The following is a 20413-nucleotide window of genomic DNA, read 5'->3' on the forward strand; positions in this document are numbered from 1 at the left end:
GATGTTCAGCATTTGCAGTTATTTGTTATTAATAATACCAATTTTAAATTTAAAATTGGTATTATTAGATTTTCATACTGGTTCAATTTCGATCATTAATTTGAATGGACTTCCACACCGTTCAAATGAAAGACAATTTAAAAAAATTGATATCCTTCAATATTAACCGATTAATCTTAATTCTAGAATTTGGTCTTACAATAATTTACTATTGTACTTATAAGCTAGTAATTTAAAATAAATCCTGCACCAAAGCCCATATCACTGTCATAGTGTGAAGACAAAGAACCCCATCTGGTAATTATATAGCGTAGTCCTGCCATATATTCCTTGTCTGTATTCCACATCAAATTCATTCTAAGCCGTTTAGAAACGGGAATGTCTTTACGTTCAAATTGTAATCTGACTTTACCATCGGTAAAAACTTCAGCTTGTGCTACTATTAACATAGGTAGGATGTAGTTAACCCCTAGACTTACCACTGCACGTTTATCCTTAGTATTGGTTTGTCCAAAAAGATTATTTTCTTGTATATCTTCTCCCATTCTTCTATATCTCCAGTCAAATCCTATAAAAGGCATTAACCATTGCATTTTTCCAATATATCGACCAATATGTGTTTCTGTTTCATAACCATGCATGTCATTGTATCCTAACCTCCATTCGGTTCCAATGCTCCAGCGTGTACTTTGATACATTGCTTCACCGTCATTTCCATTGGTGGCAAAATCATTTTCTGCCATAAAGTGGAATTTTCTGTCGTCGGCAAAAAGTTTTCGCTGTGCTAGTTTTGGGTTTGGTATTTCAGGATTGGCCGGCTGATTTTCATAAGTAAAAACCCTGCCCATTCCGCTCATCATATGATATAAAATATGGCAGTGAAAAAACCAGTCTCCATCAACATTGGCATTAAATTCCAAAGTATCGGTTTCCATAGGCATTATATCAATCACATTTTTTAATGGTGCATATTCTCCTTGTCCATTAAGAACCCTGAAATCATGTCCATGCAAGTGCATTGGATGGCGCATCATAGAATTATTATGCAAAATTATACGTACATTTTCACCTTTTTTAATTAATATTTTATCAGCTTCTGAAACCACCTTATTGTCCAGACTCCATACATATCGATTCATATTCCCCGTAAGTTCAAATTTTAGTTCTTTAACAGGGGCATTTTCGGGAAGCGTAGTTTTTGTAGGTGATTTAAGCATTGCATAATTTAGTGTTGTAATATCCGAAAGTGCATTGGCATTATATTGCTCAGCATCCATTTTCATTCCTTCCATCTTTGTACTGGTTTTAGGCTTTGTTTCACCTGTAATCTCAGGATACATTACTACATTCATATCCATCTTATTAAGGCTCATGCTCATTCCCATGTCATCCAGATCGCCATTCATTTTCATCATGCCGTTCATCATTTTCATTCCTTCGAAATATTTAAGTTTTGGCAAAGGAGCTACTAATTGCTTAATTCCGCTTCCGATGTAAAGGGACGTAGATTTTGTTCGGTCTTCGGGTGTTGCTAAAAATTCATAAGCTGTTTTATCAGCTGGAATAGTAACAACTATGTCATAGGTTTCAGAAACTGCAATAATTAGTCGATCAACCTCAACGGGTTCTACGTCATTCCCATCATTTGCCACAACCGTAATTTTCCCACCGGCATAGGTTAACCAAAAGTAGGTTGATGCACCTCCATTGGAAACCCGTAATCGGACCTTATCACCTGCTTTAAATTGGGAAAGCTGATTTTCATTTTTCCCATTGATTAAAAATTTGTCGTAATAAACATCACTGACATCCATGGCATTCATTCGCTTCCATTCATTTTTTATTTTGTCGCTGAAATACCCCTGTTTTATAGCTTCTGCATAACTTTGTGTAGTGCCCTTTTTAATAGCAAACCAGTCTGATGCATTGTGCAGTAATCGATGTACATTTTCAGGTTTCATATCTGTCCATTCACTTAGTATTATGGGAACGGAAGGCAAATCATCGATTCCCTTGCGAAAGGTCGGATCATCTGTCCTTTTATTCATAATGAACGAACCGTACATGCCTATCTGTTCCTGAAGTTCCGTATGGCTATGATACCAGTGTGTGCCATGCTGAATAATGGGAAAAGTATACAGATGCGTCGTATGGGGTTTAATTGGCATTTGAGTTAGATTTGGCACACCATCATATTGATTGGGTAAGAATAAGCCATGCCAATGCAAGGAAGTATCTTCATCCAGCTCATTGTGAACATAGATTTCCGCAGTATCTCCTTCTGTAAAGGTCAAAGTAGGCATAGGTATTTGTCCGTTAACGGCAATGGCCCTTTTTGCTTTTCCTGTAAAATTTACAATTGTGTCTCTTATATACAGGTCATATCGGACTACACGCGGTGGCGAAGTATTTTCTTCAGCTCTTTTCTGAGAAATAGAACTACTATTGCCGTCCTGAAGTGTCTTATTACCTTGGTCAGTTTGCTTGGTGGCTTTATTTTCTGCTGTTTTTGTTTGCTTGTCTGACTTTTCCGGAACTAGTTTCATACCGCACTTGGGGCAGTTTCCTGGTTTGGCTTCATGAATTTCGGGATGCATTGGACAAGTATACGTAGTGGGATTTGACTCTTCTTTCGAAGGCTTTTTATCCATTTCCATTGTTTTCATATCCTGAGCATAAATTAGGACAGGAAGCATGATAAAAACTAGTATTGTAAGTATATTTTTCATATTGCTATTTTTATAGAATATTGTTCTGTTATTTTTTTTTCATTTCACCCAACTTGGCTTTCATCTGCGCAATTTCAGCTTCTTGTGCTTTTATAATGTCTTGTGCAAGCTGACTTATTTCTAGATCTTGAAGGGAAGCCTCTTTGGCCATGAGGATTGCCGCTGCATGGTGTGGAATCATTGATTTTAAGAACTCTTTATCGTCAACAGCCGCTTGCAGTCTGATGCAGGAAAAAAAAATAATTGCAGCAAGGCCGCCTATGGCAAGTAATGCCATGTTCCACTTTTTATTCATATACATACTGCCCATTACAATAATCTCAATTATGAGCATCGGCATAGTCATTAGTCCTGCCATGTAAAATTGATTTACATTGGGAATGACATTAGCAAAAACATCTACCATCGAGTACATTAGGATGTACATAGCAATAAATGACAATACGATCATAAATGCTAATTTTTTGTACATTTTTGGGTTTTTCTCTTTTGAATGCTGCTGTGTTGTGTGTTCCATTTTCATGATTTTTTTCCTTTAAAAGTTATTTAGATTAATAAATTTTCCTCCAAAACAAATCTAATGGCACTATAATATAATACAGCATTAGCTTAAGTGGCGGGGATTTTTTCTGCGCTTGTATTTTTCAATGTGATATTGTAATAGCTTAATATTTATTTGCTTTTAAGTAATAATTGTAACTCTTCAAGCTGGTTTTTTAATTTTTCCGTGCCTTTCATTTTTTTCTGTTCTGCAATTGCAAGGGCTTTTTTTGCAGCCTCGATGGCATTGGGATAATCCTTGAGTTCTACTGAGATTTTCTGTCTTAAAGTCGGATAATAAAAATTTTCAGGATCTAATTTTTCAGCTTCAGCTAACCACGATACTGCTTGGTTGTTTGCTCTGCACGTGGCTGAATAATAATTTGCTGCCTGAAACAATAAAGTAGCATTTTGACTTTTTTCTTTAATAATATATTTGTCAATTAGGGCTAAAATTTCTTTGTCAGCTTTGCTTTTCATAGGTATTTTAACCATTGTGTTTTCCCATTCTATTTTAAGGAAGCCTTCTCCTTTACTGTTGATGTCATTTAATTCAATGGTAAAAGTTTCATAAAAACCAATCGTTTTTTCTGTGGGAACGGTAAAACGCATAACATCTTTTTTCTCATCATAACCAGTTTCGCCATGTAAAGTAATATCACTATTGATAATTATAGTCCACTCATTTTCTGAAGGAATTGAGAATACAGAATAAGTTCCTTCTCTTAAAATATTGTTTCCAAAAGCAATATCTTCATTAGTACTTATGGTCGTACAATCGCTGGCGCCTGTTCGCCAGAGTTTACCAAAAGGCACTAATTCGCCAAATATTTTTCGCCCTCTTACTAAGGGTCTGCTATAGGATATTTTGACTGTAGAACTTCCGATTTCTTGTTGAAATGATGCAGAGGGACTTGCAGGGGTAAGTTTAATTTGAATTTTTTCTTGTGCAGAAATTGATAACGATTGCATAATAATGAAGCTTAGCAGAATTATTTTTTTCATAGTTTTTAATTTTAAATTGATTTTGATATTTTTTCCATTATCGAATGGTCGCTGCCAAATTTGCATATAGCATCACAATTGGCTCTTAGTTCAGAAAACAGGATATACTTAATATTCATTTTAGAGTTTTTTATAACAGGTCTATTGAGTTGAAGGACTAAATCCTTTTCCCGATTATTTGGAATTATAATATAAAAAACTTCCTGTCCGTTTGAAATAGTAAAGTATAGGTCAGACAACCGTAGTATGCCCGAATAGATACTAGTGCTCTTTTCTACTTCAAAGGCTCCTATAATTTTGTTTGTGCCTTTTTCGAACCACAACACATCAATTAACTTGATGGTATTTTGAGTGTCCTTGTCAGTAGGCAGCTCAGGGAATTTTCCAAGTGAAATAAAGGAGAAATTCTGCCCATCAAACGATTTGCTTTTATCATTGCTTGCCGGAGTAACATCGAAACCCAATGAAACTCCAATTTTTAATAAATGGTACTGCATTTCACTATGCAGATTTTCTTCTAGTTTTTCGTCAAGTATTTCTTTCTGACGTTTGTGTACGTTTTTTTCGAATCTTGCACGTTCTACTTCGCTTAAATATTCATCATTGCCTATTAGCATTTTCTGAGTTCCAATTTCAAAACACAATCCAGCGATGGCACCCAAATCATTTGAGAGCTGAGATTTATGCAAACTGTTAGTTTCCATTAAAACTTCTCGTATTTTAAGATATTCTGTCCAGCTTCCCAATTTTTTTTTGTCTTTAAAAAGAAAATTAAAACCATTTAGAATAGCAGTGTTGAATGGTGGGAACCAGGTTGGGTGTATGAAATATAGAATACTGGCAACCGCTGGCCCTAAGCCTTTAATTTTTAATTCATCGAGTCTTATGATTTCTTTTACAACCTGTTCTTCAGACTTGGCATTGATACAATTTTCAAGAAACTGACCAAAAGCCAATTTATTGTTTTGATTTTCATAGATATCTGGAATGCGTAATTTGGGTTTCCAGTAAAACGGATGTGAAACTCCGGCAAAGACTTGTTTTTGTTCAGCAATGCAGCTCAGTACAAATTCTAGGCTGCTTTCTTTGAAATCATTAGGAAAGGTTTTGCTTTTAATATCCTCAATGACTTGCAGAACACCGCGTCTTATAGTGCGAAATGCCTTTAATCGTTGATCGTTATATATAAACCAGGTATTGTAGACACTTTCGTTATCAATTTTATACTGCAGAATAATTTGTCCTAGATTGGTCATCTTTGTTTGTATAGTAAATTATTTATTCTTTAGAGTTTTAAACTTCTTAATCGCAATGCATTGACAATAACAGATACAGAACTAAAGCTCATTGCCAGGGCAGCAATCATAGGAGAAAGTAATATTCCGAAAAACGGATATAAAACTCCAGCTGCAACAGGAACCCCTAATACGTTGTATATAAAAGCAAAGAAGAGATTTTGTTTTATATTGCTCATTACAGCATGGCTCAGGTTTTTAGCTTTTACAATTCCTTGCAAATCTCCTTTTACCAATGTAATCTTGGCACTTTCTATTGCAACATCTGTTCCTGTTCCCATCGCAATTCCGATATCCGATTGTGCCAAAGCCGGCGCATCATTTATACCGTCACCCGCCATAGCAACAATTTTTCCTTCAGCTTGTAATTTCTCGATTACTTTTAATTTATCCTCTGGTAAACAGCCTGCTTGAAAAGAAGTCAAATGCAATTCGTCGGCAACAGCCTTGGCAGTATTTATATTATCTCCCGTAAGCATGATTACTTCAACTCCTTGACGCATTAATTCTTTTATAGCAGCAGCACTGGTTTCTTTTATGGCATCGGTTATCGTTACAAATCCCACCACGTTTTTATCTACAGCGATGTAAGAAACCGTCTTTCCTAATTTTTGCTCGGCAATAATTTTCTCTTCTATGACAGCAGAAACAATTGCCCCTGCTTGCTCCATTAATTTTTTATTGCCTAATGCCGTCTTCTTACCAATAGCAGTTCCAATCACTCCTTTACCTGCGATGTTTTCAAAATCATTGACTTTTGTCAAAGAGACATTTTTCGCTTTTGCAAATTTCACTACGGCCTGTGCCAAAGGGTGTTCGCTATATTGATTTAAAGAAGCAATAAATTGTAACAGTTCCTCTTCTGAATACTCGAAAGCAACAATTTTCTCTACAGAAGGTTTTCCTTCGGTAATTGTCCCCGTTTTATCAGTAATCAGAACATTTACTTTGTTCATATTTTCTAAGGCTTCGGCATTTTTTATGAGAATTCCCGATTGTGCTCCTTTACCAACCCCTACCATTACAGACATCGGTGTTGCTAAACCCAGTGCACATGGACAAGCAATTATCAATACGGCAATGGCGTTGATAAATCCGTAAACCATTGCCGGTTCCGGGCCAAATTTTGCCCAAATGAAAAAAGTAAGAACAGAGATAACAACAACAATCGGCACAAAATATTTGGCGATACTATCTGCTAGTTTCTGTATTGGTGCTCTGGAACGGCTTGCATTATTGACCATTTGTATAATTTGCGAAAGCAAAGTTTCCGAACCTACTTTTTCGGCAATCATAACAAATGATCTGTTTCCATTGATGGTTCCTGATGATACCGCATCTCCCATTTTTTTATCCACAGGAATTGGTTCGCCGGTAATCATCGATTCGTCTATTGTGCTTTCACCATCGGTTATCTTCCCATCCACAGGAATTTTGTCTCCGGGTTTTACCCGTAATAAATCACCTTTTTTGATATCATGGATTGAGATTATTTTATCGACTCCTTCAAGAACCAAAGTAGCTTCGGTAGGTGCTAATTTCAATAATTCTTTTATGGCACCACTGGTTTGACTGTGCGCTCTTGCTTCAAGCAATTGTCCTAGTAATACCAGTGTAAGAATTACCGTTGCCGCTTCAAAATAAAGATGAATTGTTCCGTGTTCCGATTTAAACTCCTCCGGAAATACATCCGGAAAAAACATTCCAACAATACTAAACAAAAATGCTACCCCAGTACCAATTGCGATAAGGGTAAACATATTTAAATTCCAAGTTACAATTGATTTCCATCCGCGAACGAAAAACATCCAACCGGCATAAAACATCACGGGGAGTGAGAAAATCAGCTGAACCCAATTCCATTTTTGAACGTCCATTATTTTCAATAATGGATTGTCATGCATCATCTCTATCATAGCAATAAAAAAGATAGGCACCGTAAAGAGTATTGCTATTTTCATTTTTTGCAGCAACTCCTTATATACTTTGTTCTCCTCTGTATCCGTTGGCTCCATAGGCACTAAGTCCATTCCACAAATTGGGCATGAACCAGGCGCATTGGTAATAACTTCCGAATGCATCGGACAGGTATATTGCTGTACTTGAATAGCTGCTGGCTCTTGTATCAAATCCATTCCGCACACAGGACAATCTCCGGCTTTATCATACATTTTATCACCTTCACAATGCATTGGGCAATAGTATTTTCCACCGGCATGATTATGAGGTACCGCTATTTTTTTATGATCCTTGTTGTGTTGATGATCATTAGCAGTACTACAGCATGATTTCTCAGCTGTTTTTTCGTGGGAATGAGTAGCATGAGTCATTTCAATGGTGTACTTTCCAACGGCAGTTAATGCGGCTTGAAGTTCTTCGGTGGCAATATGTTTTTCCATCGTAATGGTTGCCATCGGTGGATCTAATGTGACATTTGCCTTTATTCCTTCGACTGCATTTAATGTTTTTTCTACTTTGGTGCGGCATCCATCGCAAGTCATTCCTGATATTGTATAGGTATGTGTCATAAGGTTGTTTTTTTAGATACGATGTGTTATTTGTTTAGTATATAGAAAGTTAGTGTTTTTTTTTGAAGCTAATATGTATTTTAAACTTGTTTCAAATGGCTTGTTTCTCATCAGCTGTTTCAACCAATTGTTTAACACTAAAAAATAATTACAAACCGTCTTCAATCTTAGATTCTGATTATTTAATTGTTTCTTTCACCTCACCACATTTAAGCATTTTTTCTCCAAAGTAAGGGTTACGCACTTCTTTGGTAGTACTAATCCATACTGCCCCTTTATTATCAAAAGCCATTGGACAATAGTGCACATACAGCTCAGCGTCAGCCATTCCTGCTTTCTTCAGCAAGCCAGCCATTTCATTACTTAGTTGAGAATAAGCTACTCGCTGCTTTTCAATATCCGGAGCTGAAACGATTGCCCCAGCACTTGTAACAAGATTACTGTTGGCGCTGATTTTTTGCGCTCCCGCCTCAATCGCATTAGCTGCCAGTTTTGCCTCTGCGATATTACCTTGAGTAAGGGCAACTGTTAAATGAGTATACTGGCTGTAAATTGCGTTTAAAAGATCATCATTTATCTTTACTTCGGATTCCTTAGTAATTGCGACTGACGTTTTCTTATTCTGTGGAATCTCTTTCTTTTTGTTTTCATTATTACCACAGGCAATAAGCAACAAGATTGATAATATGGAGATTCCTGATTTGATTAATTCTTTCATTATTTGCTTGATTAATTATTACATTTTCATTCCTGACATTGGGTTTTTGCCTTTTTTTAATATAAATTCACTGTACAAGAGATAGGCGCCAGTTGCAACCACAATATCACCTTTTGTTAAGCCACTGGTAATTTCGACTTCATCGAAGGTTTCAGAACCAATAGCCACCATTCTAGGCTGATATTTGCCTTTTTCAATTTCAATCCACACATGTGTACCGCTGCCGTCTCTTATTACGGCATCTACAGGTATGGTTAATTTCATTTTTTGTTCTGATGAAGGCAGTAAAACAATTGCCTGTTGACCTGCCTGCCATTGCTTGTTTGGATTGGCAATAGCACCTCGCAGCTGTATGAGCTGTTTGCTTGTCTGCAGGGCAGGATTTATAAAATCTACTGTCATTGTTTGGGGCTGATCTTCATAACCCGAGACTATAACTTTTACTTTTTGGCCTATTTTAACTTTACCAGCATCTGCGGGATAGACATCAGCTTCGACCCATAAACGGGTATAATCTTCCAGTTTCATAATAGAGCCTCCTTCTGCTACATATTGGCCTTCTGTTATGGAAAGTTCTGCAACTATTCCTGAATCCGGGGCATAATAAACAACATAAGGAGAAGCTTTTTGTTTTTTTAATAATTCATTAAGCTGTGCTTCAGATTGTCCATATAATAATAGTTTTTGTTTTGCAGCATTTTTTATTTGGGCAAATCGTTTATCCTCAGTAAAGCTTGCAGCCTGTGCCGTAGCTAGAAGGTACTCCTGCTGCAGGGCTGAAAGCTGCTCTGAATATATTTTGTACAAAGGCTGGCCTTTTCGAACGGGAACACCAGTTTCTTTTACATACAACTCTTCAATCCTTCCTGCCACACGACTTGAAATGTAAATAGTTTGCTCAGGGTCAGTAACCAAACGTCCGTTAAGATGAGAAGAATTTGAAAATTCATTTTCCCCAGCAGTTATTGTAGTCAGATTAGCTAGTGCCTGCTGGCTGGGTCCCAAGGTTAGAAAGTCCTGTGCGTTGTTTTTTTCAAAAGGCACTAAATCCATTCCACAGATCGGGCATGAGCCCGGGCCATCTTTTACAATTTGCGGATGCATGGGGCAGGTATAGGTTTGAGCTTTTTCCTGACTGGTTTTTTTTTCTTCTTTTTGGGCACATGCTGTAAATAGAAGTGGAAAAACCATTGCAATGAGCAAAATAGTACGAATTATTAGTTTATTGTTCATGGCTTAATTTTTTAATTTATTTTCTGAAGCTGTCTTGATAAAACTCTCACTGTCTATCATATAAGCCGCATTACTGGCGATATTCCAATTATTGATGTCTTGGTCTATTAGCACCATTCCATCACCATTATTTTTCGTTTTAACTTCTCTGGGAACAAACACGTCCTGCTCTTTTTTGAAAACGATGGATTTATTTCCTAAATTAAGAACGGCGCTTTGTGGAAGCCACCAGCCTTTACTGACAATAGGAATGGCTGCAGTTACTAATTTTCCGGTCTGAAATTTATTATCCTGCAAATAAATTCGGGCTATGGTAAAGTTGCTTCCCTCTTTAAAGACGGGTTGAATGAGTCCGATAGTACCAGTATACACGGTTTGCTTATCTGAGGGTTCATAAAACACCAACTTTTGTCCTTTTTTAATCTGGGATGATACCGATGGATCAAAAGCAAACTCAGCGATAAGGTTTTTGTTGGTATATATTGTAAAAAGAGATTGTCCTGCACCAACATATTGTCCTTCTCTTAGCATAATAGCAGAGGAAGCAGGGGCAGATGCGCTGCTATTTGATGCTGCACTGCTACTTGAACCCATTGCGCCCATACCATCATCTGACGGTGCGCTTTGAGGCGAAGCCGCAGGAGCTGTTGCAGAAGCATTTGCCGCTCCCGTGTTGTCTAAGATGTACCCGGTGGCATTACTGTAAACAGGAATGCGATAGGAGATTTTACCTGTTTTTAATACCTGTTGAATTTGCCCCTGTTGCATACCCAGCAGAGAGAGTCTGTCTTTTGCTTTTTGAAGCATCGGATTGTTTGGGTCAGATTGATAAATAAATAACAACTCTCTTTGCGCGGCAGCCAGATCAGGGGAATAGATTTCCATGATTAACTGTCCTTTTTTTACGGGCTGATAATTGTACTTAATCAGCAGACGCTCAATCCTTCCGCTTACCCTGCTGGAGATACTGGTCTGCTCGCGGGTATCGTAGGTAATAATTCCCTGTACCTGCATAGAGAATATTTTAGTACCCTCGTCAGGTTTTATGACAGATATGTTTGAAACAACTTGTTCGTTAACTGGTTTTAAAAGGTGTTTCAGGCTGCTGTCTATAGCTGTTTCCGTTCCAGGAGTGTGTCTTGCAACCAATTCCATCCCGCATATTGGGCAGCTGCCGGGCTTATCCTGAATAACTTCGGGATGCATTGGACAAGTATATTCCTGATTTGTACTATGCTGATGTGCGGGCTTACTGTTATGCTCTGTTTTCTTGTTACAGGCTGTCAATACTAATATCGAAACGAATAACAATCCGACTAACTTAGCGATAGAGTTCTTTTTCATAATCGACAATCATTTGATATAGTTTTAATTTTTCATCTAATAAGTTATTCTGCAGCATATTTAAAGCTTCCCAGGAGTCAATTACTACAGGAATCTGCAGTTTGTTTTCCTGATAGTTCAGAAAGTTTACATCCAGCGATTTTTGCATTGAAGGGATTATTTTTGTTTCGAGTCCCTGGATTCTTTTTTGCATGGTCAGTATTTCATATTGCATACCATATAACATACCCTGGGTTTCCTGCAGCATGGCGGATTTCTCTTTCTCCATTGCCTGTACATTATATTGCATTGCTTTAACATCTGATTTATACATTTTTGATGACCATGGAGCAATAGGAATAGACATCATTGCCATTACCGAATAGGCTTTGGGCATCATTTTATCGAAAGAATTCATGTGGTCAAACTGGATTTTAAAAGAGGGATTTTTCTCCGCTTTCATCGCCTGAATACTGAGCTGCATCGATTCAATTCCCGCATCCATCTTTTTAATATCTCCCCGCACAGCAGCAAGACTTGTGGTGTCGTGCAAAGCAGGGTTGAAGACAGGAATAATACTTGTGTCGATTGAAAAATCAGCATTGCCAGGCTGGTTCATCAAGCTGTTGAGCCATGCTCTTGCTTTTGCGATTTCACCTTCCTGCATGCGGATCATATTTTTGTTCTCTTCAATCCTTGCGTCAATCTTGTATACATTACCCAATTGCGACTGATTGTAAGGATAGCGTACTTCCTCAATCTTTTTCATGGTCAACATTATCTTTTCGTTCTGATCCAAAACTTTCATTCGCTCTTCGGCTACCATCCAGCTGTAGTAGAGCTGTTTGGCCTGCGCTTTATAGTCGTTAAGGGTAACGGTCCGCGTAGCGTTCTCAATATTTCCTTGGGACTGGATAAATTTTTTCTTCTTGTTTAGCTTTCCTATATTGGGGATATCTTGTTCAACTCTGAACATTAAAGATCCTTTGTCGCGGTCATCCATAACTTCCTGAAAAGGATAGGGTGTCATAAATGTCCCAACACCCACCATTGGTGCCATCCATGCCGTTGCGGCATCAGCACTATATTTGTACCCTTCAGCCTTTAGGCTATAGCTTTGCAGGAGCACGTTTTTTTTATCAATCCTGTGAAGGATTGTATCAAGAGACAAGACCTGTTGGGTCTGGCTCAATAGCTGTAATGGCAGTAAAAGCAATAGTACTGCCAGTATTTTAATGTTTGACATCATGTACTTCAAGTTTGCCATATTTTCGTAATTCATATTCTTTAGACATTAGGAAAATAAGCGGGGTTACTAATAAGATATGTACGGCAGAGGTAAATACGCCGCCAATCATAGGCAATACGATTGGTTTCATTACATCCATTCCGACACCATTGGACCAAAGGACAGGCACTAATCCAAATAATGAGACACAGACGGTCATTAGTTTTGGGCGTAATCTCTTTGCGGCGCCGTGTACCACATATTCTCTGAGATCGTCTTTAGTAATGGTTTCTCTTGAATTACCTTTGGCCTTGATAAGCTGCTCCATTGCATCATTGAGATAGATAACCATCACAATTCCGGTTTCCACGGCAATACCAAACAAGGCTATAAAACCTACAGCTACTGCCACTGATAGATTGACATCCCAGAAAAAAATTATATAGGCACCTCCAATCAAAGCAAAAGGCACTGTTATAAGACTTAAGAAGGCTTCTCTAAGGGAATTAAAGGCAAAATAGAGGGAGAAGAAAATAATAAGCAATACTATCGGTGCAATGATTTTAAGGGTCTTTTCTCCGCTGATCAGGTTCTCATATTGTCCGCTCCATTCTATAAAGTACCCTTCGGGAAGTATATTTTTGGCACTTTCTAATTTTTTCATAGCTTCCTGTACGGTTCCCCCCATATCACGATCACGTATGTTGAACATGACTGCCCCGCGAAGGAGTGCATTTTCTGAACTAATCATTGGAGGGCCATCTACGAATTTAATATCGGCAACAGAAGATAGGGGCACCTCTCCAAAGGTTGGAGACTGCAGGGGAATGCGTTTAATGCGTTCTACGCTATTTCTATAGTCCTGTGCCATACGAACGCTTATTGAAAATCGTCTTCGTCCTTCAACGGTATTGCCGATGGACGCTCCTCCTAAGGCAAATTCCACGGTTTGGTTTACGTCATCTACAGTGAGTCCATAACGGGCCAGTTCGGAACGATTGACATCAACATCCAGGTATTTGCCACCAGTAATAGGATCCACAAATAAGTCAGACACTCCAGGGGTTCCCTCTAAAGCCATTTTTACTCTTTCTGATACTCGCGCAATGGTATCGAGATTTTGACCGTAGACTTTAATACCCACGTCGGTACGAATTCCTGTAGCGAGCATATTGATACGGTTGATGATAGGCTGTGTCCAACCGTTTACCACACCCGGGATCTGCAGTTTGGTATCGAGTTCCTTAATAATGTCTTTTTTGTCTATTCCTTTACGCCATTCTGATTTTGGTTTTAGCATGATAATGGTCTCAATCATGCTCATTGGGGAATTATCGGTAGCTGTATTAGCCCGTCCGGCTTTGCCTAAAACACTTTCTACTTCGGGAACTGATTTTATTATTTTATCCTGTACCTGCAAGATGCGTTTGATTTCTCCATTGGATACATCAGGCAGGGTAACAGGCATAAATAAAATGCTCTGCTCATCCAGTGGGGGCATGAACTCTGTTCCCAGCCGCATCAATAATGGAATGGAAATCAATAACGCCAAAATATTAACCGTAAGGGTTGTTTTTCTCCATTTTAGGACCCAGCGTATGATAGGCTCATAACCTTTTTCCAAAAAACGATTTACGGGATGTGCATCAGTTGGACGGAATTTCCCTTTCATAAAAAAAGAGATCAGTACCGGAGCTAATGTAAGTACCAACAAGGCATCCACAATCAGTATGAAAGTTTTTGTATAAGCCAAGGGATGGAATAGCTTTCCTTCCTGTCCGGTAAGCATAAATACAGGCAGGAAAGAAGTAATTATAATTATGGTGGCAAAGAATACCCCGCGAGAAACCTGCTTGCTGCTTTTCTCAATTACTTTAAGCCTTTCCTCTTCGGATATCCACTGTGTTTTTTTGCGAAATATATTTTTAATTCTTTTCATCAGAGTTTGTTTCAGTTTTTTGTTCGGATTCCCATTGTGCATACCGTTGTGAGAGATGCTGGTAGGCATTTTCACTCATAATAATACCGTTGTCAACTATTACCCCAATGGCAAGTGCGATACCGGTAAGGGACATGATATTGGAGGATATTCCAAAGGCATTTAGAAGTATGAAACTCGCGGCAATTGTAATTGGGATCTGGATTATGATACTTAATGCGCTGCGCCAATGGAAAAGAAAAATAATAACGATAAGCGAAACCACAATCATCTCTTCAATTAAGGTGCGCTTAACCGAATCAATAGACTCTTTGATCAGATGCCCTCGGTCATATACAATATTGAATTTTACCCCTTTAGGAAGCCCTTTTGCGACTTCTTTCATCTTTTCTTTCACATTATCAATAACGGCATCGGCGTTTTCACCGTAACGCATCACGACGATGCCTCCAACAGCTTCGCCTGTACCATTATGATCAAAGATTCCCAATCGGGTTTCTCCGCTCATCTGGACTGTTCCTATATCGCTGACTTTTATAGGGATACCATTCTGGTTTTTCAGTGGAATATCCTCAATTTCTTTTATGGATTTCAGATAACCGGATGTCTTAATGATATAGCCAATATCACTCATGTCGAATTTTCTTCCGCCGCTTTCGTTATTATTGGCTCGTACGGCGCTTATAACCTCAGGGACAGACAGCTTATAATATAGCAGTTTGTTTGGATCAATGGTAACCTGGTATTCTTTTTGAAATCCTCCAAAAGAAGCAATTTCACTTACTCCGGGGACATTTTGCAAAGCAAATTTGACATACCAGTCCTGCAGTGCCCTTTGTTCGCCAAGGTCAATGCCGGGAGCGTCCAAAGTATACCAGAGTATATGGCCAACTCCGGTTCCATCGGGTCCCAATTGCGGTGCAACTCCTTTGGGCAGGGTGCTGCTAATTGTACTGAGCCTTTCCAGTACTCTTGATCTTGCCCAGTATACATCAACATCATCCTCAAAAATGACATAGATAAAACTCATTCCAAACATGGAAGCAGCCCTTACATATTTAATTTTAGGCAATCCCTGAAGGTTGGTAACCAAGGGATAGGTGATCTGGTCTTCAACGAGCTGTGGAGCACGTCCCATCCATTCTGTAAAAACGATTACCTGATTTTCAGATAGATCTGGAATAGCATCAATAGGATTTTTTTGAATAGAGATAATACCCCAAACAAATATTCCTGCTGATAATAGTAATATGATGAAACGGTTGCGCAGGGACCATTCTATTAATTTGTGTACCATAGATTTAATTTATTTTTGAAAGACTATCACTTACTTTTTCAATCCAATTGAGTAGCTGTTCTTTCTGAACAGTATTCAGTACTGCATCTTTATGGATCAGCGTATAGGAAGCCAAAGGCATTTGATTGGCTTTTATCTGCTTGGCAATTCGGTCTAATTTATTTTCCTGTTTTCGTTTCGAATAACTTCCCCATTGGCTGAAATTCAAATTTTCTTTTCCTTCCTTGATATGTCCTTCCATAAAGGTACGTGCCGGCTGGATGTAGGAGTACCATGGATATTGCGTGTTGCTGCTGTGACAATCGTAACAAGAAGTCTTAAGAATCGTTTGTATATTTTTGGGAATGGGATAGACTTTTGAAATGTGAATTGGTAAAACCTGCCCGTAATCGGAATTGCGGGCAGGCTGATACAATTGCATCAGTAGAAAAATAATTAACCCAATAAAAAGAATCTTTCTGATGAACCGTTTCATTTTACAATTGTTTTTTCATTGAACCGCAGGTAAGCATTTTAGAACCATAGTAAGGGTTTTTTATCTCTTTTGTTTCACTGATCCAGATAGCTCCTTTTCCACCATCATACATAGGGCAAGAATCCTGATATAGTGTTTTTGCAGCTCCAAAAGTTTTGATCAAATCATTTATGTCTTTACTCAATAGAGCGAAATGCTCTCTTTGATGCTCAATATTACCGCCATTGGCCCCAATATGTTCTGCATGCTCTTTGGCATCGTCAGCTATATCAAGATATTCAGCTTTGGATTTTGGATTTATCGATTTTACATTTGTGGTTTTGAAAGCCGAATACAGTGCCTTGCCAGCTTTAGCGGCCCCGTTGCTGTCATCTTTTGCGAGTGCATTTTTTAACGCTAAATAATCTGCAACAATTTGCTGAGTTGAAAATTTTGCTTCTGTTTTTTTGCTTTGCGCATTGCCAGAAACCATTACGCATACCATTAATATGGCTGAAAGAATTGTATTTTTCATTTTAATTATATTTTAAATTGTTTAAAAAATAGGTTGCTATTGATTTTTTTTCTAAATATCTATTGGACTGTCTACACAATAAACACATGGGAAATAAGTGAATATTCAGCAAAGAGTATCGCACGGCGTAGTCTAAAAAAATTAGATACATTTCAATAAATTATGAACATCATTAGTCACGAGAAAATTGAGTGGTCATTATGTAAACAGCCCGATAAATTTATTAGTACTTAGCTGTACTATAGTTCTTTTTTCATAGAACCACAGGTTAACATTTTTTTTCCTTGATATGGGTTTTTGATCTCCTTGGTTTCGCTTATCCAAATAGCTCCTTTTCCGCCATCATACATAGGACAAAAGTCCTGATACAATTTTTGTTCTGATTTGAAAGATTTTATCAAATCATTCATGTCTTTACTTAACACGGCAAAATGCTCTCTCTGGTGTTCAATATTTCCGCCGTTAGCTCCAATATGTTCTGCGTGTTCTTTGGCATCATCAGCAATATCAAGATATTCTGCTTTTAATTTCGCATCTATCGAATTGGGATTTACACTGTTAAAAACTGCATATAATGCCTTGCCTGCATCTGCAGCTCCTTTTGTATCATCTTTGGTTAATGCATTTTTTAGGGACAGATAATTACTCACGATTTCGTTTATAGAAAATGTTCCTTGAGCAGTCTGGGCTGTTTCTACTTCTGCACTTTTTCCGGCCGTTTCCTTTACTGGCTCGGTTAATTCCATTCCGCATTTGGAACATTTGTCTCCTTTTTTTCCTGTAATTTCAGGATGCATGGAACAGGCATACAATTGCGAGTCATTCTGAGCTGTCCCGGAAGCCGCTTCAGGAGCTGCAGTTTCTTTGTTTTTTGAATTACAAGCTGTAAGTACAATTGCCATTACAAGGGTTGAGAAAATTAGTTTTTTCATTTTTTTTAGTTTTTATCTCTAATGAATGTTTTTTTGTCTAACATTCCTTTGTTTGAGTGTTATAAGAATTATTCTTTTTTTGATTGCAAATCCAATCTCTATTTTGCCTTTTAAATGCCTTTATATCAGATTTATATTTTCAGCACCAATCCGTTGGGTTTTCTACCGACATTAATCGTTTTAGAGACCGTATGGTTTGATACATTAACAACAGAGACCGTATTGGCGGTCTGATTGGTCACATAGGCAGTATTTCCATCTGCTGTAAATGTTATAGCATGTGCACCGGCACCAGTAGTGAATACACCTCCATGAACCCACATCATCTTAGTCTGGTCCCAGGTCCAATAATGGACTTTTGCATTGACAGGATCACTTACCCAAAGTTCTTTCTTATTTCCATTGTGAGACGCTATTCCAGGCATAAATCCTAGATCAATGGTTTGGCCTACGGCATCGGTTGCCACATTGATTACCGAGATAGATTGCCCGTCTTCATTATCAACATACATTCTGGCGTCAGTTCCTGTCCAGGCACCCACAGGGTTTTTTCCCACAGCAACTGTGGCTGTAACCTGCTTGGTTGCGGTATTTATAACTGACACAGTATTGTCATCTCCATTAGCAATATAAGCCTTAGTCCCATCAGAAGAAAAGGTAAGCTCAGCGGGCATCATGCCAACTGCAATGGTGCTTTTCAATGCGTATGTTAAGGCGTCATAAACCAGAACTTTTCCATTGATGTCCATTTGCGGCACCCAGATTTCTGAACCATTTGGGCTGTATATTGTGTTGTGGTTCATCATTGACAGGCTGATATTTTTTACTGTTGCCCCACTGGCTGGGTCAATTACAAGGAGTTTACCTGTCATTCCTCCCATACCTGCGGTATGGCCTGCAGAGAAGTCCATTCCGGGTACACCGATAGCCAGATGATTGGAATGTAAAGAAATGTGGTGCGGCCACATGATCATATCGTTGCCGCTGCCCATTAGGCTTAAGGTTTCTGTAACTTCATTAGTTTCCAATTTGATTACTGAAATTGTGCCGTCCTGACCATTGACCACATAAGCGGCAGGATAGTTTATATTCAGTTTTGGATCGGACATATTCATATCATCCATTTTACTGCAAGAAAACAGCGAAACGGTCCCTAAAATTAAAACTCCAAGCATTGAACTAACGGTTATTATATTTTTCATTTTTTGATTTGGGATTATTTGATTGTTTCTATAGTTGATCCACAGCTTAACATCTGTGAACCGTAATACGGATTCTTGATGCCGCTTTCTTTGCTGAGCCAATTCGCATCAACCATTGGACAATGATTATAATAAACCGGCTGCGGCTGATCAGCAGTTTTTATAAGATCGTACGTGTTTTTGGAAAGGCTTTTAAAGGATTCCCTTTGCTTTTTTACATCTTGGTTTTCAGAAATATTTGTGGCATCTGAAGCTAAACTTTTCATTGCATTCATCCATGCAGTATGTTCTTTTGGCTTTAGGTTCTCCATTTTAATAGCATTGATTGCAGTAAGGAGCTCTTTAGATTTCAATGCGGCAGTTTTAGCATCTGTTTTCACCAAAGCATCTTTTACATCAAAGTAGCTGTCGAAAATTGCTTTAAAAGGACTGTTTTCTTGTGCATCTGCAGGAACTGCGGCTGTATGCTGTGAATGATCCATTTTACCCATATCCATTTCGGATTTTTTTATTGGAGCCGCCATATTTGTTCTTTCATATTGGCAGCATTGTGGAAGTTTTGCATAGGCGTCACCAGGAGCTAAGAACTGGTCGCTGTCATATCCTGCTAAGGCAATTCTTTTCAGGACTTCATCCTGATTTGTTTTCTTCTCATCATAGGTAATAGCCGCTATTTTGGTGTTTTCATTCCAGTTTACCGAAGCGATATTTTTGATGTTTCCTGCTTTTTCAATAGCAGTTTTGCACATTAAACAATTACCATAAATTTTTGCATTTATGTTTTTTGCATTTTTTATAGGTGCGCCAAACACTATGACTGACAGCGATAGAGTGATTGCCATCAATCCTTTTTGAATTGATTTCATTTTAAAATGTATTTGAAGTGAATATTGCTTTTGAGAAATAATTGCATACAAGAACTGTATAGAGAATTATTCTACAAAAAGCGAAAAATAAAAAAATGAAGCAGTTAGGCTTCCTTTTTTGACACACGTATGGCTGTCAAAAAAGGTATTTAGCTTATTTTAGGGATAAGCCAGATAGTATAGAAACCAGAGAGAATGGAGGTTTCTGAACTGTGGAATTTTTGTTTTTTAGAAAAAACACTTATAGTGATGTTTTTAAAGTCAAGTTGGTTAAAGAAAGTAATTCCTCCGTTACAGATTGAGACACAACCGCATGACTTGTGCCCACATTTATGACCGCAGCAGCCATCATTATTTTTTTTGGAATGACTGCCATCTTTCGAGCAGCAATCATTGTCATGATTTTTGGAAGCTTCTTTAGTATAAGAAATCTTTCCAGAAAGTTTTCCACAAGCAAAAGTAGCCATTGGCATCAAGAAGAAACCTAAGGTAATAATTACTATGATGTGGAATCTTTTCATAAGACATGTAAAATCGTAAACAAAGATAATTATAAAAATATCTCTGTTTATAAATGAAATGTTAAAAT

The 20413-nt window shown here is 38.0% G+C and carries 17 protein-coding genes; all 17 read right to left on the bottom strand.

The window, feature by feature from the left end:
* Nucleotides 1-224: 224 nt before the first annotated feature.
* The 17 genes from IW18_RS00995 to IW18_RS23095 all read right to left on the bottom strand — a co-directional run bounded on the left by IW18_RS00995 (nucleotide 225) and on the right by IW18_RS23095 (nucleotide 20345).
* The gene (locus IW18_RS00995) at nucleotides 225-2729 is read right to left on the bottom strand and encodes a multicopper oxidase domain-containing protein (RefSeq protein ID WP_041515707.1); all 2505 of its coding nucleotides are present in this window, start codon (nucleotides 2727-2729) and stop codon (nucleotides 225-227) included.
* A gap of 28 nt (nucleotides 2730-2757) precedes the next feature.
* Nucleotides 2758-3246 (bottom strand): DUF305 domain-containing protein, encoded by a 489-nt coding sequence (locus tag IW18_RS01000; RefSeq protein WP_240475518.1) that lies wholly within the window; start codon nucleotides 3244-3246, stop codon nucleotides 2758-2760.
* Between the two features lie 155 nt (nucleotides 3247-3401).
* Nucleotides 3402-4274 (bottom strand): DUF2911 domain-containing protein, encoded by an 873-nt coding sequence (locus IW18_RS01005; protein ID WP_041515901.1) that lies wholly within the window; start codon nucleotides 4272-4274, stop codon nucleotides 3402-3404.
* A gap of 11 nt (nucleotides 4275-4285) precedes the next feature.
* A complete protein-coding gene (locus IW18_RS01010; protein WP_041515709.1) occupies nucleotides 4286-5530 on the bottom strand; it encodes a hypothetical protein in 1245 nt (414 codons plus the stop codon).
* A 29-nt stretch (nucleotides 5531-5559) separates the two neighbouring features.
* Nucleotides 5560-8097 (bottom strand): heavy metal translocating P-type ATPase, encoded by a 2538-nt coding sequence (locus tag IW18_RS01015; RefSeq protein WP_041515710.1) that lies wholly within the window; start codon nucleotides 8095-8097, stop codon nucleotides 5560-5562.
* 178 nt (nucleotides 8098-8275) lie between these two features.
* On the bottom strand, nucleotides 8276-8815 hold the full coding sequence (locus tag IW18_RS01020) for a DUF3347 domain-containing protein (protein ID WP_041515711.1): 540 nt from the start codon (nucleotides 8813-8815) through the stop codon (nucleotides 8276-8278).
* Nucleotides 8816-8833: 18 nt separating this feature from the next.
* Nucleotides 8834-10048, bottom strand: a complete 1215-nt coding sequence (locus tag IW18_RS01025; protein WP_041515712.1) for an efflux RND transporter periplasmic adaptor subunit — start codon at nucleotides 10046-10048, stop codon at nucleotides 8834-8836.
* Nucleotides 10049-10051: 3 nt separating this feature from the next.
* Nucleotides 10052-11392 (bottom strand): efflux RND transporter periplasmic adaptor subunit, encoded by a 1341-nt coding sequence (locus IW18_RS01030; RefSeq protein ID WP_041515713.1) that lies wholly within the window; start codon nucleotides 11390-11392, stop codon nucleotides 10052-10054.
* The gene (locus IW18_RS01035) at nucleotides 11370-12620 is read right to left on the bottom strand and encodes a TolC family protein (RefSeq protein ID WP_240475519.1); all 1251 of its coding nucleotides are present in this window, start codon (nucleotides 12618-12620) and stop codon (nucleotides 11370-11372) included. The genes IW18_RS01030 and IW18_RS01035 overlap by 23 nt, the downstream gene beginning before the upstream one ends.
* Nucleotides 12604-14538, bottom strand: coding sequence for an efflux RND transporter permease subunit (locus IW18_RS01040; RefSeq protein ID WP_008463755.1), 1935 nt, complete (start codon nucleotides 14536-14538; stop codon nucleotides 12604-12606). The genes IW18_RS01035 and IW18_RS01040 overlap by 17 nt, the downstream gene beginning before the upstream one ends.
* Nucleotides 14525-15835 carry an efflux RND transporter permease subunit gene (locus tag IW18_RS01045; protein WP_008463756.1) on the bottom strand — a complete coding sequence of 437 codons (1311 nt, stop codon included), beginning with the start codon at nucleotides 15833-15835 and terminating at the stop codon, nucleotides 14525-14527. The genes IW18_RS01040 and IW18_RS01045 overlap by 14 nt, the downstream gene beginning before the upstream one ends.
* Nucleotides 15836-15839: 4 nt before the next feature.
* Complete coding sequence (locus IW18_RS01050) at nucleotides 15840-16310, bottom strand: heme-binding domain-containing protein (RefSeq protein ID WP_008463760.1); 471 nt, start codon at nucleotides 16308-16310, stop codon at nucleotides 15840-15842.
* Nucleotide 16311: 1 nt separating this feature from the next.
* Complete coding sequence (locus tag IW18_RS01055) at nucleotides 16312-16824, bottom strand: DUF3347 domain-containing protein (RefSeq protein WP_008463761.1); 513 nt, start codon at nucleotides 16822-16824, stop codon at nucleotides 16312-16314.
* 239 nt (nucleotides 16825-17063) lie between these two features.
* Nucleotides 17064-17756: a DUF3347 domain-containing protein gene (locus tag IW18_RS01060; protein ID WP_008463762.1), complete on the bottom strand. Its 693-nt coding sequence runs from the start codon at nucleotides 17754-17756 to the stop codon at nucleotides 17064-17066.
* Between the two features lie 131 nt (nucleotides 17757-17887).
* Nucleotides 17888-18958, bottom strand: a complete 1071-nt coding sequence (locus IW18_RS01065; RefSeq protein ID WP_041515714.1) for a hypothetical protein — start codon at nucleotides 18956-18958, stop codon at nucleotides 17888-17890.
* 14 nt (nucleotides 18959-18972) lie between these two features.
* Entirely contained in the window at nucleotides 18973-19824 is an 852-nt protein-coding gene (locus IW18_RS01070) for a DUF3347 domain-containing protein (protein WP_041515903.1), read from the bottom strand.
* 149 nt (nucleotides 19825-19973) lie between these two features.
* Complete coding sequence (locus IW18_RS23095; RefSeq protein WP_035690951.1) at nucleotides 19974-20345, bottom strand: hypothetical protein; 372 nt, start codon at nucleotides 20343-20345, stop codon at nucleotides 19974-19976.
* Nucleotides 20346-20413: the final 68 nt, after the last annotated feature.

Source organism: Flavobacterium hibernum, assembly GCF_000832125.1.
In the GTDB taxonomy this organism is placed as follows: domain Bacteria; phylum Bacteroidota; class Bacteroidia; order Flavobacteriales; family Flavobacteriaceae; genus Flavobacterium; species Flavobacterium hibernum.

Coding starts and splice junctions, on each gene's coding strand:
- IW18_RS00995 (WP_041515707.1), bottom strand. CDS start 2,729: ATGAAAAATATACTTACAATACTAGTTTTTATCATGCTTCCTGTCCTA.
- IW18_RS01000 (WP_240475518.1), bottom strand. CDS start 3,246: ATGGAACACACAACACAGCAGCATTCAAAAGAGAAAAACCCAAAAATG.
- IW18_RS01005 (WP_041515901.1), bottom strand. CDS start 4,274: ATGAAAAAAATAATTCTGCTAAGCTTCATTATTATGCAATCGTTATCA.
- IW18_RS01010 (WP_041515709.1), bottom strand. CDS start 5,530: ATGACCAATCTAGGACAAATTATTCTGCAGTATAAAATTGATAACGAA.
- IW18_RS01015 (WP_041515710.1), bottom strand. CDS start 8,097: ATGACACATACCTATACAATATCAGGAATGACTTGCGATGGATGCCGC.
- IW18_RS01020 (WP_041515711.1), bottom strand. CDS start 8,815: ATGAAAGAATTAATCAAATCAGGAATCTCCATATTATCAATCTTGTTG.
- IW18_RS01025 (WP_041515712.1), bottom strand. CDS start 10,048: ATGAACAATAAACTAATAATTCGTACTATTTTGCTCATTGCAATGGTT.
- IW18_RS01030 (WP_041515713.1), bottom strand. CDS start 11,392: ATGAAAAAGAACTCTATCGCTAAGTTAGTCGGATTGTTATTCGTTTCG.
- IW18_RS01035 (WP_240475519.1), bottom strand. CDS start 12,620: ATGATGTCAAACATTAAAATACTGGCAGTACTATTGCTTTTACTGCCA.
- IW18_RS01040 (WP_008463755.1), bottom strand. CDS start 14,538: ATGAAAAGAATTAAAAATATATTTCGCAAAAAAACACAGTGGATATCC.
- IW18_RS01045 (WP_008463756.1), bottom strand. CDS start 15,835: ATGGTACACAAATTAATAGAATGGTCCCTGCGCAACCGTTTCATCATA.
- IW18_RS01050 (WP_008463760.1), bottom strand. CDS start 16,310: ATGAAACGGTTCATCAGAAAGATTCTTTTTATTGGGTTAATTATTTTT.
- IW18_RS01055 (WP_008463761.1), bottom strand. CDS start 16,824: ATGAAAAATACAATTCTTTCAGCCATATTAATGGTATGCGTAATGGTT.
- IW18_RS01060 (WP_008463762.1), bottom strand. CDS start 17,756: ATGAAAAAACTAATTTTCTCAACCCTTGTAATGGCAATTGTACTTACA.
- IW18_RS01065 (WP_041515714.1), bottom strand. CDS start 18,958: ATGAAAAATATAATAACCGTTAGTTCAATGCTTGGAGTTTTAATTTTA.
- IW18_RS01070 (WP_041515903.1), bottom strand. CDS start 19,824: ATGAAATCAATTCAAAAAGGATTGATGGCAATCACTCTATCGCTGTCA.
- IW18_RS23095 (WP_035690951.1), bottom strand. CDS start 20,345: ATGAAAAGATTCCACATCATAGTAATTATTACCTTAGGTTTCTTCTTG.